The organism is Photorhabdus kleinii, from assembly GCF_025384885.1.
In the GTDB taxonomy this organism is placed as follows: domain Bacteria; phylum Pseudomonadota; class Gammaproteobacteria; order Enterobacterales; family Enterobacteriaceae; genus Photorhabdus; species Photorhabdus kayaii.
The window spans coordinates 1-15,800 of sequence record NZ_JAJAFY010000036.1; the positions used below are offsets into that span (position 1 = coordinate 1).

At 41.1% G+C, this 15,800-nt stretch carries 13 protein-coding genes; 8 read left to right on the top strand and 5 right to left on the bottom strand.

Going from position 1 to position 15,800, the window contains the following annotated elements; genetic code table 11:
• Positions 1-90 precede the first annotated feature (90 nt).
• From LG003_RS16065 to LG003_RS16080, 4 genes are all read left to right on the top strand, one after another.
• Positions 91-597: a contact-dependent growth inhibition system immunity protein gene (locus tag LG003_RS16065; protein ID WP_262981154.1), complete on the top strand. Its 507-nt coding sequence runs from the start codon at positions 91-93 to the stop codon at positions 595-597.
• Positions 598-751: 154 nt separating this feature from the next.
• A complete protein-coding gene (locus tag LG003_RS16070) occupies positions 752-943 on the top strand; it encodes a contact-dependent growth inhibition system immunity protein (protein ID WP_112877561.1) in 192 nt (63 codons plus the stop codon).
• Positions 944-1,122: 179 nt separating this feature from the next.
• Complete coding sequence (locus LG003_RS16075; protein WP_262981155.1) at positions 1,123-1,473, top strand: nuclear transport factor 2 family protein; 351 nt, start codon at positions 1,123-1,125, stop codon at positions 1,471-1,473.
• Positions 1,474-1,969: 496 nt separating this feature from the next.
• The gene (locus LG003_RS16080; RefSeq protein ID WP_262981156.1) at positions 1,970-2,503 is read left to right on the top strand and encodes a hypothetical protein; all 534 of its coding nucleotides are present in this window, start codon (positions 1,970-1,972) and stop codon (positions 2,501-2,503) included.
• A 301-nt stretch (positions 2,504-2,804) separates the two neighbouring features.
• Here LG003_RS16080 and LG003_RS16085 read toward each other — a convergent pair whose 3' ends face one another.
• Positions 2,805-3,800, bottom strand: coding sequence for a Gfo/Idh/MocA family protein (locus LG003_RS16085; RefSeq protein WP_112877555.1), 996 nt, complete (start codon positions 3,798-3,800; stop codon positions 2,805-2,807).
• 621 nt (positions 3,801-4,421) lie between these two features.
• Between LG003_RS16085 and LG003_RS16090 the strand changes: the two genes are divergently transcribed.
• Positions 4,422-4,661, top strand: coding sequence for a FitA-like ribbon-helix-helix domain-containing protein (locus tag LG003_RS16090; protein WP_036848206.1), 240 nt, complete (start codon positions 4,422-4,424; stop codon positions 4,659-4,661).
• Between the two features lie 11 nt (positions 4,662-4,672).
• On the top strand, positions 4,673-5,077 hold the full coding sequence (locus LG003_RS16095) for a type II toxin-antitoxin system VapC family toxin (RefSeq protein ID WP_315903392.1): 405 nt from the start codon (positions 4,673-4,675) through the stop codon (positions 5,075-5,077).
• A 100-nt stretch (positions 5,078-5,177) separates the two neighbouring features.
• Here LG003_RS16095 and yfaE read toward each other — a convergent pair whose 3' ends face one another.
• From yfaE to ubiG, 4 genes are all read right to left on the bottom strand, one after another.
• Entirely contained in the window at positions 5,178-5,444 is a 267-nt protein-coding gene (gene yfaE, locus LG003_RS16100; RefSeq protein ID WP_036811868.1) for a class I ribonucleotide reductase maintenance protein YfaE, read from the bottom strand.
• On the bottom strand, positions 5,444-6,574 hold the full coding sequence (nrdB, locus tag LG003_RS16105) for a class Ia ribonucleoside-diphosphate reductase subunit beta (RefSeq protein WP_036781046.1): 1,131 nt from the start codon (positions 6,572-6,574) through the stop codon (positions 5,444-5,446). The genes yfaE and nrdB overlap by 1 nt, the downstream gene beginning before the upstream one ends.
• 12 nt (positions 6,575-6,586) lie before the next feature.
• The gene (gene nrdA, locus LG003_RS16110) at positions 6,587-8,878 is read right to left on the bottom strand and encodes a class 1a ribonucleoside-diphosphate reductase subunit alpha (RefSeq protein WP_112877551.1); all 2,292 of its coding nucleotides are present in this window, start codon (positions 8,876-8,878) and stop codon (positions 6,587-6,589) included.
• 368 nt (positions 8,879-9,246) lie between these two features.
• Positions 9,247-9,969, bottom strand: coding sequence for a bifunctional 2-polyprenyl-6-hydroxyphenol methylase/3-demethylubiquinol 3-O-methyltransferase UbiG (gene ubiG / locus LG003_RS16115; protein ID WP_112877549.1), 723 nt, complete (start codon positions 9,967-9,969; stop codon positions 9,247-9,249).
• A 169-nt stretch (positions 9,970-10,138) separates the two neighbouring features.
• On the opposite strand from ubiG, the gene gyrA reads away from it, so the two are divergent.
• Entirely contained in the window at positions 10,139-12,775 is a 2,637-nt protein-coding gene (gyrA, locus tag LG003_RS16120) for a DNA topoisomerase (ATP-hydrolyzing) subunit A (protein WP_262981158.1), read from the top strand.
• A 155-nt stretch (positions 12,776-12,930) separates the two neighbouring features.
• Positions 12,931-15,747 carry a two-component system sensor histidine kinase RcsC gene (gene rcsC, locus LG003_RS16125; RefSeq protein ID WP_112877546.1) on the top strand — a complete coding sequence of 939 codons (2,817 nt, stop codon included), beginning with the start codon at positions 12,931-12,933 and terminating at the stop codon, positions 15,745-15,747.
• The last annotated feature ends 53 nt before the right edge of the window (positions 15,748-15,800 follow it).

A 15,800-nucleotide genomic window follows, 5' to 3' on the forward strand; every position in this document is an offset into this window, starting at 1 on the left:
ATAATAGCTATTATGTGTCCGCTAATTATTTCAAAAAGGTTTAAAGCATTATTTAATGAGCTTTACCGCTAAAATTACAGTGGTGAAATAATGAATAAGTATCCTGACCAAGGGTTGAATGCCGAAGCTAAATTTAATGGTGATTTTTATTCAATACAAACCTATTCAGGCAACGGTTTATTAGGGGTAGATCCCTTAGGAAGTAAACACCTATTACAGCCAGTTGTATCTGATCAAGAGTTGGGAAATGCTGTATTTGATGCTTTATCAAAAAGTAGGATAATTCCACTTGGTGAGTATGGGAATTATTTTGATCATGATGCAAATGACAAACAATATAAAAATTGGATCACAGAGATGATGGGATCTTATGGTTATCGTTCAAAACGTCAATTATTCAAAAAGATGAACAGTTGTAATATTCGTTTGTTAGATGGTGTCATAACTATTAAACCCTATGGTCATGAGAAACTTGAACTTTGGACAGGGCAAGGTATTGTCGAGTCAGATTATGTCATCATTCCGGCAGACAGTTCCCCTGAGGAAGTTGGTGCGGCATTACGATTGGCTTTTTCACGTTGTAGGAGTTATGTTTGACGATAAAAGAACAGTTGTTTTTGTACTAAATTGATCATGATCTTTGATTCATAGAGTTAATTAAGATGGACGCATAATAGTTATTATGTGTCCGCTAATTATCTCAGAAGAATCTAAATAATTATTGAATGAGTAAAATCACGGAGGTGAAATAATGAGTGAGATTTTTAAACGATGGAAAAATGCCGGATGCGTATTTAATAGAGATTTTTACCTCATTGAGATCTTTTCTGATTATCGAATGCTCAGTTTTGATCTACAGGGAGGCCACTATTTATTGCCCCCAAATACAAATGACGAGCAATTAAGTATGGCGCTTCTTGATGCATTATCCAAGAAGAGGTGAATACCATGGGAATAGCGGATAATACCAAACCTTGCTCTAAAAGCATTGACACTAGGTTAGTGCTTTTGATGCGTCATGACGGTTAGCATAATCACCAGAAAAATGCCTTGTTATTCCAAATTTAAAATGTCACCTTTTGGTGTAAATCCGAGTTTCTATATCCATGCAGGAGGATATATATGCTTCTTGAAACAATAACATCTCTGGAATGCAGTCTTCACGGTGTCCGGCGGTATGACAGAGCATGGCTTGAGAAAATCCTGCATCCTGATTTTCTCGAAATAACTCGCTCAGGTCACTTAGTCGGCCGCAGTGAAACGATTGACGCCCTGATAGCTGAAAATAGTACTAATTGCATCGTAAGTTCTGACTTCCGGCTGACGATAGTGGAAGAAATGTGCGTTATTTTACTTTACAGAACTCACAATCAGGATGGTGGTCATGCAGCACTGAGGTCATCAATTTGGGTATTTTCTAATGAACATAATTGGCGCCTGACTTTTCATCAGGGTACACCGTGTGGATTATAGGTTGGGGTATGCCAGAGCCAGTGCTGCCGCTCAGGGATTAAACGCAATCCTACAAGCGGCCATAAGCAAAAAAGAATTAAATAGCGGAAGGAAATCATCGTATGGTAGCAGCCTAGGAAATATATCGTAAAACTGGTGACTTATTGTATATAGAAAAACTTTTATAAAACGGTTTGTAGACGCAAACTAAGAATACTCCGGTAGGCGTAAAACCATTACTAGTAAAAAATGATGCTTGATATTAATGAGGTATGTAAATGAAAAAAAATGAAGTATATATAAAAATGTTAGTATTATCCCTGAAAATTTAAAAGAGAAATTAATCTGGCCGGGGCCATGAGTAGATAGGGGGCCATTATGATTGATATAAAATTCTATTTATATTCGGTACTGATAACTGTGATTATCTATATCAAATAGCTATAATGGAAATTTATATCTTAGGATAAAAAAGCGGTTTGTTTTTTCCGGTATTGAAACATGAGTTGGATAAATCATGATAAAAATATTAAAATTAGTAAACATTCAGGAAGTAACCATAAGTATTGATGATTATATACCTATTAATATCCAATTGGTTGATAATATAAACGAAACCCCTTTGTATTGGAGAATTGGTGATAATAAGAAAAGTTTATTAGAGTTTGCTATTTTACCTAGCGATGGCAGAATAGCAGCGATTACTTTGGTTATAATTAATCCAGATTTTATTCAATATGCAGATGATTATCTTATTGAATCATATGAAAGTAAATGTGGTTTTCCTATAGTTGATATGAGTCCGTGGAAATTTATTGAAAGTAATAATTTCAGCCATCGTTTTATTGATGAATTTAATTATGTGATTAAAGTAGATGTTTATCAGGAGGCTATTATGTTGATGATAAAAGAGAAATGTAAATTATCAAGTTGGGTTAAATGTAATAATTCTTTATGGTTGGGACTGGATAATGATGAAAATATCATTAGTATCCTAATAAAAGAGTTATCGAAAGAAGACATTAATAATTTCTTTAATTCTATTGGCTAGAATATGTCAATCTGGTTTTATCTTAGATGGATATACGGTTTTTTCGTTACTACAGATAATAAATTCAAGAAGTAACAGGCAAATTTGTTATCATTTCCAGTCTAAATACCTCTCATGAATTATACAGCCTACCAATAATATCGAAGACGAAATTATAACTAAATAGAAAAACGTTCAAACTAATTAAAAAGAAGTTAATAAAGGCTTTTAGGTCATTTATTAACTTCCGATATTTTTAATGAGCTCATATATGTTTATTTTTTATTTCCCCATAAAAACAGATTTATTCATTTTTATATTGTCAATAATTCTTCATTCTATACTCTTTTAATACTTGGTCTATTACCCAACTGGTTCGTGAGCCTGATTCTCCTGTTGATGGGCAAAATCCCTTTCCTTGCAATTCATTAATGATAGTATTAATTAATGGCATTTCTATATGTTTTGGATTGTCAATATTAAATTGGCGTAATTTACTATTTTCGTCATAATATGAAATGGCCGAATTTCCAAATGTGGAGAAAGATATTTTTCCTTTAGTACCAATTATTTCAACATTATCTCCTCTAGAGTTCGATGCAAAATTCCAGATACCCACACCTTGAATATTATTTTCAAACATAAATGACATTGATACGCAATCTTCCGCAGGATAAGCATTCCCTTGAGAATTTGCATGTCCTTTGACAGAAATAATCTTCCCTAAAAGAAAGTCTAATATATCAAGAGTATGGCATGCTAAATCAACAAATAATCCACCACCGGAAATTTCTGGATTAACGACCCAAGGTAAATGATGAGGATCTTGGTAACATTGCTCTATCTCTCTGTAAAGTATACAACTTACAATTCTTGGTGTTCCTATAGCACCTGACTCAATTAATTCTTTGATCTTTAAGAATCTTGGCAATGCTCTCCTATAATAAGCTACAAATAAAGGGACATTTTGAGACTGGCAGGTAGCGATCATTTCATTACATTCTTCAAATGTTAATGCCATAGGTTTTTCTACATATATTGCTTTACCAGCTTCAGCCGCTAAAATGGTATATTCTTTATGTGTAGAGGGTGGTGTTGCAATATATACTGCATCAATGTCTTTGTCATTAATAAGTGAATTAGCATCAGAATACCATTTAGGCACATTATGCCTCTTGGCAAAGTCCTCGGCTAAATTAGCATTGCGTCGCATTACTGCAACCAATTCAGAGTTATCTAATTTATAAAAAGCAGGGCCGATTTTTACTTCAGTAACATCACCACAACCAATAATGCCCCATTTTATTGTTTTTTGCATCTTATTTTCTCAATATGTTTATATTAAATTCTTTCCTAATAAAATCTTGATGGAGATTATAGTAAAATTCTGATTTATCCCATTTTTTTCGTTCCAATATATGATTATATAACATGTTTCTTACTTTTGAATCAAGTGAGTTAATATCATCTTCATCGTATTTCTTATAATCTATTATACCAAAGTGACATGTGGGTTCACATCTATGCCCAATTAGATTTCAAATTACAGCATGGTGGCAAGTGAAAGCAACCAACAAAGTAGCAACTTAAAAGATGAAGGGGATAAATCAGTCAGTAAATATCTTGATGATATAAAGATACTCCTTTATGTTTTTTCCGATAATTAAGCTTTTTCAGGGCTTAAACCCTACCACATTAACCGTTTTATCCATTTTTCTATTGTATTATTTTTTATGATTTGCTTCATAAAGTAATGGCAAGAAAACGCTTAAATCTCTGTTATTCGAATAATATTCTTTTGCGTGCTGATTTCTTTTCAACTCTTTGCTAATGGACTTTGATTGAATGCAATTAACTCTCGCTCTATCCCACATGCTTGCAGTCATGATTGCAGTAATATATATTGCTTGCAATGCATGCTAAATGAGGAAATGAATCTATGCCATCCATTACTGTCAGAAATGTACCGGACGAAGTGCATCGTGCTTTGCGGGTACGCGCAGCCACACACGGTCGTAGTGCTGAGGCTGAAATCCGGTTTATTCTGGAAAACGCCGTACAACCGGCGGGGCGCATCAAGCTGGGTTCCTTGCTGGCAAAAATCGGCCGCGAGGCGGGGGGCGTCGATCTTGAGATCGAGCGTGATAAGACACCTGCCGAGCCGATGAGTTTTGAATGATACTGCTAGATATGAACGTGATTTCCGAGCCGCTGCGGCTCAGCGGCCACCCCGCTGTGGTTGCCTGGATAGATGCACAGAATGTCGAGACGCTTTACCTGTCCGCGATCAGCTTGGCTGAGTTGCGCTTTGGGGTTGCAGCGCTGTCCAATGGTAAGCGCAAAGATACCCTGCATAGAAACCTGGAGCGGAGTGTTGTCCCTTTATTTACCGGCCGTATCTTGCCATTCGATGCGGCCGCTTCGGAAGCTTATGCCGATATTATGGCGCGAGCGAAGAGCGAGGGGAAAGCCATTGGGAAGGCTGACGGGTATATTGCGGCTATTGCAGAGGCGAATGGGCTGATTGTTGCAACCCGTGACACATCACCCTTTGAAGCTGCCGGGCTTACTGTTATTAACCCTTGGAAGGGCTAATAACATAGTTGTTATTACTTATGGGTTTACGTTCTTGGTGCGTGTAATAATGAGCAAATAATCACTATTATCTGCCCACCAAGAAGACCAATTTTAATTACTAAAGCTCAATCTCAATATCACTAAGTGGATGACAGCAGCAGGGTAAGATCTCGCCTTCATTAACAAAAGCCAGAGGTTTGCGTCGATAGCCGACTTTGCCTTTTATCAATTTGACACGGCAGGAACCGCAATAACCTTCGCGGCACTGGTATTCAGCTTGAACTCTACCTTGTTCCAGTGCCTCTAGCAGACTGTTATGTAGCTTGGGAGAGCTGTAGATATGATAACCCTGCATACCATGCAGGGTTACTTTATAGCTTGTCATCAGAGTTCAAAATCACTCAGGTCGTCAGGGTTAACTTCAGCATCAATCTGACCAACCAGATATGAGCTGACTTCAACTTCTTGCGGCGCGACTTGAACGTTATCAGACACCAGCCAGGCGTTAATCCACGGAATCGGGTTAGAACGCGTTTCAAATGGCAGTTTCAGCCCGACAGCCTGCATGCGGATGTTAGTAATGTACTCAACATATTGACACAGAATATCTTTGTTCAAGCCAATCATGGAACCTTCGCTGAACAGGTAATCTGCCCACTCTTTTTCTTGTTCCGCCGCTTGAACGAACAGGTCATAGCACTGTTGTTCACACTCTTTGGCAATTTCTGCCATTTCCGGGTCGTCCTGACCGGAGCGCAACAGATTCAGCATATGTTGTGTGCCGGTCAGATGTAGTGCTTCGTCGCGAGCGATCAATTTGATGATTTTCGCGTTACCTTCCATCAATTCGCGTTCAGCAAAGGCAAATGAACAGGCAAAGCTGACGTAGAAGCGGATCGCTTCCAGCGCGTTAACGCTCATCAGGCACAGATACAGTTGCTTTTTCAGTTCACGCAGACTTACCGTGATGGTTTTACCGGCAATCTGATGTGTTCCTTCACCAAATAGTTGGTAGTGATTAGTCATCTCAATCAGATCATCGTAATAAGCGGAAATATCTTTCGCCCGTTTCAGAATCTCTTCGTTGGTGACAATATCATCAAACACAACCGCCGGATCGTTAACGATATTCCTGATGATGTGAGTGTAAGAACGTGAATGAATCGTTTCAGAAAAAGACCAAGTTTCAACCCAGGTTTCCAGCTCAGGGATGGAGATCAAGGGCAGAAAAGCCACGTTCGGGCTGCGGCCCTGAATAGAGTCCAGCAGCGTTTGATATTTTAAGTTACTGATAAAAATATGCTTTTCATGGTCCGGCAGCGCATTGTAATCAATGCGATCGCGAGACACATCGACTTCTTCCGGGCGCCAGAAGAAAGAGAGCTGTTTTTCGATCAATTTCTCGAAAATCGGATACTTTTGTTGGTCATAACGGGCTACGTTTACTGGCTGACCAAAAAACATTGGTTCCTGTAACTGATCGTTTTTGACTTGTGAAAAAGTGGTATAGGCCATAACTTCCTCAAATTAAATCTTACACGCGCCGCCTTCACAATCGGAATCAGCAGATTCCACGACTTCTTCCAGGTCATCCTGAATGTCTTCCGCACCATCACGGGTATTGTGGTAATACAGTGTTTTCACACCATATTTGTAAGCGAGCAGCAAATCTTTCAGCAGTTGATTCATCGGCACTTTTCCACTCGGGAAATGTGTTGGATCGTAGTTGGTATTGGCAGAGATCGATTGATCGATAAATTTCTGCATGATACCAACCAACTGCAAGTAGCCATCATTGCCCGGCATTTGCCACAAGAGTTCGTAAGCGCTTTTCAGACGCTCATATTCCGGCACAACCTGGCGCAAAATGCCATCTTTTGATGCTTTGATGCTGATATAACCACGAGGCGGTTCAATGCCGTTGGTGGCGTTAGAGATCTGGGAAGAGGTCTCTGACGGCATCAAAGAAGATAATGTGGAATTGCGCAGACCATATTGTTTGATATCGTTGCGCAATGCTTCCCAGTCATAGTGCAGCGGTTCATTGGTCAATGTATCCAGCGCTTTTTTATAGGTATCGATAGGTAGGATACCTTTAGAATAGGTGGTTTCTTTAAACCACGGGCAAGCGCCTTGTTCTTTCGCCAGTTCATTAGAGGCTTTCAACAGGTAATACTGGATAGCTTCAAATGTTTTGTGAGTCAGGTTGTTAGCGCTGCCATCTGAGTAACGTACACCGTGTTTCGCCAGATAGTAAGCATAGTTGATGACACCAATGCCTAATGTACGGCGACCCATTGCCCCTTGTTTGGCGGCAAGGATAGGGTAGTCCTGATAATCAAGCAGGGCATCAAGGGCACGGACCGCCAGAGTAGCCAGTTCTTCCAGCTCATCAAGATTTTCAATTACCCCTAAGTTGAATGCGGACAAGGTACACAGTGCGATTTCACCATTTTTATCATTGATATCATTCAATGGCTTGGTTGGCAGTGCAATTTCCAGACACAGGTTTGATTGGCGCACCGGGGCGACTAAAGGATCAAATGGGCTGTGGGTGTTGCAGTGATCTACGTTCTGAATATAGATACGGCCGGTAGAAGCACGCTCTTGCATCATCAGGGAGAAGAGATCAACCGCTTTCAGACGTTGCTGGCGGATATTACTGTCCTGCTCATATTTGGTGTACAAGCGCTCAAATTCATCCTGATCGGCAAAGAATGCATTATATAGCCCTGGAACATCGGATGGACTGAACAGGGTAATCTCTTCACCTTTGATCAGGCGCTCGTACATCAGTTTGTTAAGTTGTACGCCATAGTCCATGTGACGAACACGGTTTCCTTCAACGCCACGGTTGTTTTTCAGTACCAGCAGGCTTTCAACTTCCAGATGCCATAATGGATAGAACAGTGTCGCGGCGCCGCCACGAACGCCCCCCTGAGAGCAGGATTTGACCGCGGTCTGGAAATGTTTATAAAAAGGAATACAGCCGGTATGGAAGGCTTCACCATTACGGATTGGGCTTCCCAGTGCACGAATACGGCCTGCATTGATACCAATACCAGCACGTTGAGAAACATATTTTACAATCGCGCTGGAAGTCGCATTAATGGAATCTAGGCTATCATCACATTCAATCAACACACAGGAGCTGAATTGACGAGTCGGGGTGCGTACACCTGCCATGATCGGGGTAGGCAGAGAAATCTTAAATGTGGAAGTTGCGTCGTAAAAACGGCGAATATAGTCCAGACGTGTCTCTTTCGGATAACCGGAGAATAGGCAAGCCGCGACCAGAATATAGAGGAATTGGGCACTTTCATAAATTTCACCGGTAACGCGATTCTGAACCAGGTATTTACCTTCAAGCTGTTTGACCGCCGCGTAAGAAAAGTTCATATCACGCCAATGGTCAATAAATTCGTTCATTTGCTCGAATTCTTCTTTCGAGTAGTCTGTAAGCAAGTGCTTGCCATATTTGCCCATTTTCACCATACGGGATACATGGTCATAGAGTGCGGGTGGCTCGAATTGACCGTAAGCTTTTTTACGCAGGTTGAAAATTGCCAAGCGGGCGGCCAGATACTGATAGTCAGGTGCATCACCGGAGATAAGATCAGCGGAAGCTTTGATCATCGTCTCATGAATATCTGAGGTTTTGATGCCATCGTAAAATTGGATTTGAGAACGCAGTTCTACTTGTGATACCGAGACATTTTTCAGTCCATCGGCTGCCCAGTTAACAACCCGGTGGATTTTATCAAGGTCAATTCGTTCTTTGTGGCCATCACGCTTTGTTACTAGCAGACTATGGTTCATGGACAGGCATACCTTACATTTACTTTCAGATTCGCTCCCACCTGCTTTGTGTCTTTGACTTAGACCAAAACATAACCCTCTCAGTGGCGAAGAAACCCACGAGAGAGTAGTGGTAATGGAATGTTAAGGAACACAATATGTAGGGGGTACACTAAATAATGACAACAAGATAATGTTAAAAGCAGCTTTTATCAAGTGCACAAAAATGCGGATTCTTGTGGATAACTTGAGGACTAAAATTTATTAAAAAGCCGGAAGCCTGCATCATTACTAGCGGTTGCTCTGACAGAAACATCGGCAAAAATGGGTAAAAAAATTCCTGAAAATGTGATTTATTTGCCGCTTTATTAATCTGTCAGATAAACATGTCAGACATACTGGGTGTGTAACATATAATTGACGTCTACATTGTGACCAAGGCTAAATTTATCTGTTAACGGGTTGTAATGCAGGCCGATAATATGCTTTTCCCGTAGGGGTGTTCTGTCAATCCAGCCTATCAATTCTGATGGCCGGATAAATTTTTTCGCATCATGAGTTCCCTTCGGTACCATTTTTAGAATGTATTCCGCGCCGATTATTGCCATAAGCCAGGCTTTTTTGTTGCGGTTAATGGTAGAGAAAAAGACGTGTCCGCCGGGTTTCACTAACTGAGCACAAGCCTGAACGACCGATTGTGGATCTGGGACATGCTCCAGCATTTCCATACAGGTGACGATATCATAAGCTTGTGGATATTTTTCGGCGTGGCTTTCTACTGTTTCCTGTACATAGGTCACGGAGATACCTGTTTCAAGGGCGTGTAGTCTGGCAACTTGAAGTGGTTCCGTACCCATATCCAGCCCGGTCACATCAGCCCCTTCACGGGCCATACTTTCTGACAAAATACCGCCGCCACAGCCCACATCTAACACTTTTTTACCGAAAATGCCGCCAGAACGCTGCAAAATATAATTCAGGCGTAGTGGGTTAATCCGGTGCAGTGGCTGAAATTCACCTTCCAAATCCCACCAGCGAGAAGCAATCGCTTCAAATTTTTCTATTTCCTGTTGATCAACATTGTTTGGGGTGGAAGGGGTTTTGATGTTCATCAGCGGTTGTTGCTCCTTAAACTTTCTTTAAACAGGCGGATTCACTCAGTTCTGAGATAGTATACACGGCTTAATTTTTAAATACCCGTATCTGATTTTTATAAAACTGTTGGGGTGTGGTATAGTTCTAAACCTTTGAATTCGGAATGTATGAGGGATAGTGGGCTCCATGAGCGACATTGCCAGAGAAATCACCCCGGTCAATATCGAAGAAGAGCTGAAAAGCTCGTATTTGGATTATGCGATGTCTGTTATTGTCGGGCGCGCACTACCAGATGTTCGAGACGGACTAAAGCCGGTACACCGTCGCGTACTTTATGCCATGAGTGTACTGGGAAATGATTGGAATAAACCCTACAAAAAGTCTGCCCGTGTTGTCGGGGACGTCATCGGTAAGTACCACCCACATGGGGATAGTGCAGTCTACGACACGATTGTTCGTATGGCTCAGCCATTTTCCTTGCGCTATATGTTGGTTGATGGTCAGGGTAACTTTGGGTCAGTTGATGGTGACTCAGCCGCCGCTATGCGTTACACCGAAGTGCGTATGGCGAAAGTTGCCCATGAACTGTTAGCGGATCTGGAAAAAGAGACTGTCGATTTTGTGCCGAACTATGATGGTACAGAACAGATCCCGGAAGTGATGCCAACGAAAGTACCAAACCTGCTGATCAACGGTTCTTCCGGTATCGCAGTGGGTATGGCAACTAACATTCCTCCTCATAACTTGTCCGAAGTTATTGATGGTTGTCTGGCTTATATTGAAGATGAAAATATCAGCATTGAAGGGCTGATGCAGTATATTCCTGGCCCAGATTTCCCTACTGCTGCGATTATTAATGGTCGTCGCGGTATTCAGGAGGCTTATCGTACTGGTCGCGGTAAAATTTATATCCGTGCCCGTGCGGAAATTGAAGTGGATGAGAAGAATGGTCGTGAAACTATTTTAGTGCACGAGATTCCTTATCAGGTCAATAAAGCCCGTCTGATTGAAAAAATTGCCGAATTGGTGAAAGAAAAACGCATCGAAGGGGTTAGTGCACTTCGTGACGAATCTGATAAAGACGGCATGCGGATTGTGATTGAAGTGAAACGGGATGCGGTGGGGGAAGTGGTTCTGAATAACCTCTATTCTTTGACTCAACTCCAGGTTTCTTTTGGTATCAACATGGTGGCCCTGCATCAGGGGCAGCCGAAGCTGCTGAATCTGAAAGATATTATTTCGGCCTTCGTATGCCACCGCCGTGAAGTGGTCACTCGTCGTACCATCTTTGAATTACGTAAAGCCCGTGAACGTGCCCATATTCTTGAAGCATTGGCCGTGGCACTGGCGAATATTGATCCTATCATCGAACTTATCCGTCTTGCTCCGACACCAGCCGAGGCAAAAGCTGCATTGGTTGCTAAGCCGTGGGAATTAGGTAGTGTTGCTGCCATGTTGGAACGTGCCGGTGATGATGCCGCCCGCCCTGAATGGCTGGAACCACAATATGGTGTGCATGACGGTAAATATTATCTGACCGAACAACAGGCTCAAGCCATTCTGGATCTGCGTTTGCAGAAACTGACCGGCTTGGAGCATGAAAAACTGCTGGATGAATATCGTGAATTGCTGACATTAATCGGCGAGTTGCTATTCATTCTAGAAAATCCTGAGCGTTTGATGGAGGTGATCCGTGAAGAGTTGTTGGCAATTAAGGCGCAATACAGTGATGCCCGCCGTACTGAAATCACGGAAAATACGGCTGATATCAATATTGAAGATTTGATTAATCAGGAAGATGTTGTTGTCACCTTGTCACATCAAGGGTATGTCAAATATCAACCATTGTCTGACTATGAAGCGCAGCGCCGTGGTGGTAAAGGTAAATCCGCAGCGCGTATTAAAGAAGAAGATTTTATTGACAAGTTGTTGGTTGCCAATACTCACGATACGATCCTCTGCTTCTCCAGCCGTGGCCGCCTGTACTGGATGAAGGTTTATCAATTACCGGAGGCTAGTCGTGGCGCACGCGGTCGTCCGATTGTTAACCTGTTGCCGTTAGAGCAAAATGAGAGAATTACGGCGATTCTGCCGGTGCGTGAATATGAAGAAGGGCTGTATGTCTTTATGGCTACTGCCAGTGGGACCGTGAAGAAAACCGCGTTGCAAGATTTCAGCCGTCCGCGCAGTGCGGGTATTCTCGCCGTTAATCTCAATGAAGGTGATGAGCTGATCGGCGTTGACCTGACTGACGGTAATAACGAAGTTATGTTGTTCTCCGCGGAAGGGAAAGTTGTTCGTTTTGAAGAGGAAGCGGTTCGTTCAATGGGGCGTACCGCTACCGGTGTACGTGGTATTAAACTAAATGGTAAAGATAAAGTTGTTTCTCTGATTATCCCGCGTGGAGAAGGAGAAATTCTAACGGTCACTGAAAACGGTTATGGTAAACGTACCGCTGAAAACGAGTATCCAATTAAATCCCGTGCAACACAGGGGGTTATCTCGATTAAAGTCAGCGAACGTAATGGTAATGTGATCGGGGCAATTCAGGTTGAACCAACCGATCAAATAATGATGATTACGGATGCTGGCACATTAGTACGAACAAGGGTGTCGGAAGTCAGTGTTGTTGGCCGGAATACTCAAGGCGTAACACTTATTCGTACCGCTGAAGATGAGAAAGTTGTCGGCTTACAGCGGGTTGCTGAGCCCGAAGATGATGACGATGATGAAGATGGGCTGGCAGTAGAAGGGGAAGAAGTGAAAAGTGATAGTACTGATTTACCTGATGCTAACAGCAGCGAGTCAGTTGATCCGGTTTAAGTGAAGATATTTTTTACTTAATTAAGAAACAGGTACTTCGGTGCCTGTTTTTTTAATATCGAAATATGCAACAGATGGGCCTTTTTAATCTTTAAGTTCTGGTATATCTTGTCATTAATGACGTTGAATGATGCTGGTTTTTATCAGGTAACCTTTTGAGATATCTTTCTTCTTTTCGTACATCGCTGAAAATATCCCGTTATCTTTTCCGGGTGCTTGGCTTAATGTTGTGGGCGTTAGGCGCTTTATTAACAGCTTTTTACCTGGTTAATATCTTTAATGAAGTCAAGTCAGATATTCGGCAAGAATACAATGCTAATTATGATTCCACACTCTCTTATGTGCGTCATACAGCAAGTGTTCTGCGGGATATCCAATATATGACAGAGAAGCATTTACTGAATTCTAATGGAAAAAATGCTATTTTTGATTTTCCACATAATAGCCCGGCGTTTTCTTACCATCCTTTGAACCAAAGCGCTGACTGTCGTACTTTTCGCAACAATACTCATAGTTATTTAAATTCGTTGAATAACCTTATCTTCTATTGGAAAGATAATCTTGCTGCGCCTCAAGGGTTGAATCAGGTTTTTCTGGTGGGCACACAAAGTATGTGTATGGTGAATTTTTCTATCCGTAATACCACGACTGAACCCGATACGTTGAAAAAAATAGTTTATGAAAATTCACGTAGGCTTATCAGCCTGAAAGAGCAAGGTAAAGAACGAAATATTTATTGGGTTATACCGGGTGCAAGATCTGATAGCGGCCATCTCTACGTGTTGGCTCCGGTATATGTCAATGGTGAGATGGTTGCTATGATAGGCATTGAACAATTCATCAGATTGGACTCTTTTATTCAGAGACAAGACCGCCCAGTTTCAATAACGTTATTGAATCGCAGTAATCAACCGGTGTTGCATTATCCAGTAAATGATGACTATAAACTTCATTATGCTGATTATCAGTTGGAAGCGCCTTATTTTGGCTATGATGATAATTTTACTGATTTACTGTTAAAACGTCGGTTAATGCCATCTTCATTCAGTATCATTTATGCACTGCCACTGAAAACTATTTTTGAAGGTTTTAAGCTACAGATTATTAGCAGTTTTGTGCTTAATGTATTATCTGCCTTTGTCATCATTATCTTGGTGTATCTGTTTGAACGGAAAATGTTTGTTCCGGCTGAAGAGAATGCCATTCGCCTGGAAGAGCATGAGCAATTTAATCATAAAATTGTGGCTTCAGCGCCGGTTGGGATCAGTATATTGCGGGTCAGTGATGGCAGTAGTATTCTGAGTAATGAGTTGGCACATAATTATTTGAGAATGCTAACGCACGAAGATCGGGAACGGATTATTCATATTATTTGTGACAGAACCAGCAGTTATGTTGATGTTGTAACCAGTAATCATCATCATTTGCAAATCAGTTTTGTTCATTCCCGCTACAGGAATGAAGAGGTGGCAATTTGTGTCTTGGTTGATATTAGTGTCCGTGTGCGGATGGAAAAATCATTACAGGAAATGGCGTTGGCATCAGAACAGGCTAACTATTCTAAATCTATGTTTTTGGCTACCGTCAGTCACGAGTTGAGAACGCCGCTTTACGGTATTATTGGCAACCTGGAGTTATTACAAGCACATTCATTGCCTGCTGAATCTGTCCGTTTGTTATCAACGATGAACAACTCCTCAGCGCTGTTGCTAAAAATCATCAGTGATATTCTCGACTTTTCAAAGATTGAATCTAAACAGCTTAAAATTGAGTCTAGAGAATTTTCCTGTCAGGAAGTTATCTCTCATGTTATTTCTAACTATTTACCGCTAGTAGTGAAAAAGCCGTTGACCTTGTATTGCTATATTGAACCGGATGTTCCAGATTATATCTGCAATGATCCGGTTCGATTACAACAAGTTATATCTAATCTATTAAATAATGCGATTAAATTCACTGATACCGGATGTGTGATTATCCATGTGACAGTTGATAGAGATTACTTATACGTCAGAATAAAGGACACTGGCGTCGGTATCTCTGATAAAGCGCTTATTCAGTTGTTTGATCCATTTTTTCAGATTATGCCAAATACGGAAAGTTCATCTCAGGGAACAGGGCTTGGTCTGGCGATTTGTGAAAAACTGATCAATCTGATGGATGGTGATATTGAAGTCATTTCACAACCACAGGTAGGAAGTATGTTTTCTATTCGTTTACCTTTATATGGTGCGAAATATAGGCCAAAAACTCAGTTAATAAATGAGTATCAGCGAAAAATCATCTTGGCTATACGTAATCTTTATCTGGAGGAGTTTTTACAGCGTTTTCTGGTTCATCATGGTTTACACACTGTTTTATACAGTGAGCAAAACACAGAGGGTAGTGAAATTGTTATCAGCGATTTTCCTGATGCGGTTATTTCCCCTGTATACGCTTATATTGAATTATCGACGGACTATATTGGCTCACCGGAACAAATCAGAGAAAACTATTGGTTACATAACACTTACCATTTACATGATTTGTCGGTAATGATTGAGCGGCTGATTTCGCCGAATCATAATGTGGTATTGAATACCGCCGCACCTGTTTTTCAGGCAAACACCCGGTTTAATACTATTGTGGTTCTGGTGGTAGATGATCATCCTATCAACCGCCGTTTATTGGCCGATCAGTTGAAATCCATTGGTTTTCAAACAGCGGTGGCAAATGATGGATTAGATGCGTTGGAATATTTGAAGAACGGGGGGATTGATATTGTTCTGACGGATGTCAATATGCCCAATATGGATGGTTATGCGTTAACAATGTATTTACGGAATGATGGGTGTAAGCTGCCGATTATTGGTATTACGGCAAATGCACTGGCAGAAGAAAAACAACGCTGTATTGATGCAGGAATGGATGATTGTTTGTCTAAACCGGTTTCTCTGGTGACTCTCAGACAGACACTGACGAAAATGATTTGAAACGATGATTTATAAAATAATGCCCGGTACAAACAAATAGTTACCGGGCATCA

Excerpts from the sequence above, each read along its gene's own strand:
- LG003_RS16065 (WP_262981154.1), top strand. The coding sequence starts at position 91 with ATGAATAAGTATCCTGACCAAGGGTTGAATGCCGAAGCTAAATTTAAT.
- LG003_RS16070 (WP_112877561.1), top strand. The coding sequence starts at position 752 with ATGAGTGAGATTTTTAAACGATGGAAAAATGCCGGATGCGTATTTAAT.
- LG003_RS16075 (WP_262981155.1), top strand. The coding sequence starts at position 1,123 with ATGCTTCTTGAAACAATAACATCTCTGGAATGCAGTCTTCACGGTGTC.
- LG003_RS16080 (WP_262981156.1), top strand. The coding sequence starts at position 1,970 with ATGATAAAAATATTAAAATTAGTAAACATTCAGGAAGTAACCATAAGT.
- LG003_RS16085 (WP_112877555.1), bottom strand. The coding sequence starts at position 3,800 with ATGCAAAAAACAATAAAATGGGGCATTATTGGTTGTGGTGATGTTACT.
- LG003_RS16090 (WP_036848206.1), top strand. The coding sequence starts at position 4,422 with ATGCCATCCATTACTGTCAGAAATGTACCGGACGAAGTGCATCGTGCT.
- LG003_RS16095 (WP_315903392.1), top strand. The coding sequence starts at position 4,673 with ATGAACGTGATTTCCGAGCCGCTGCGGCTCAGCGGCCACCCCGCTGTG.
- yfaE (WP_036811868.1), bottom strand. The coding sequence starts at position 5,444 with ATGACAAGCTATAAAGTAACCCTGCATGGTATGCAGGGTTATCATATC.
- nrdB (WP_036781046.1), bottom strand. The coding sequence starts at position 6,574 with ATGGCCTATACCACTTTTTCACAAGTCAAAAACGATCAGTTACAGGAA.
- nrdA (WP_112877551.1), bottom strand. The coding sequence starts at position 8,878 with ATGAACCATAGTCTGCTAGTAACAAAGCGTGATGGCCACAAAGAACGA.
- ubiG (WP_112877549.1), bottom strand. The coding sequence starts at position 9,969 with ATGAACATCAAAACCCCTTCCACCCCAAACAATGTTGATCAACAGGAA.
- gyrA (WP_262981158.1), top strand. The coding sequence starts at position 10,139 with ATGAGCGACATTGCCAGAGAAATCACCCCGGTCAATATCGAAGAAGAG.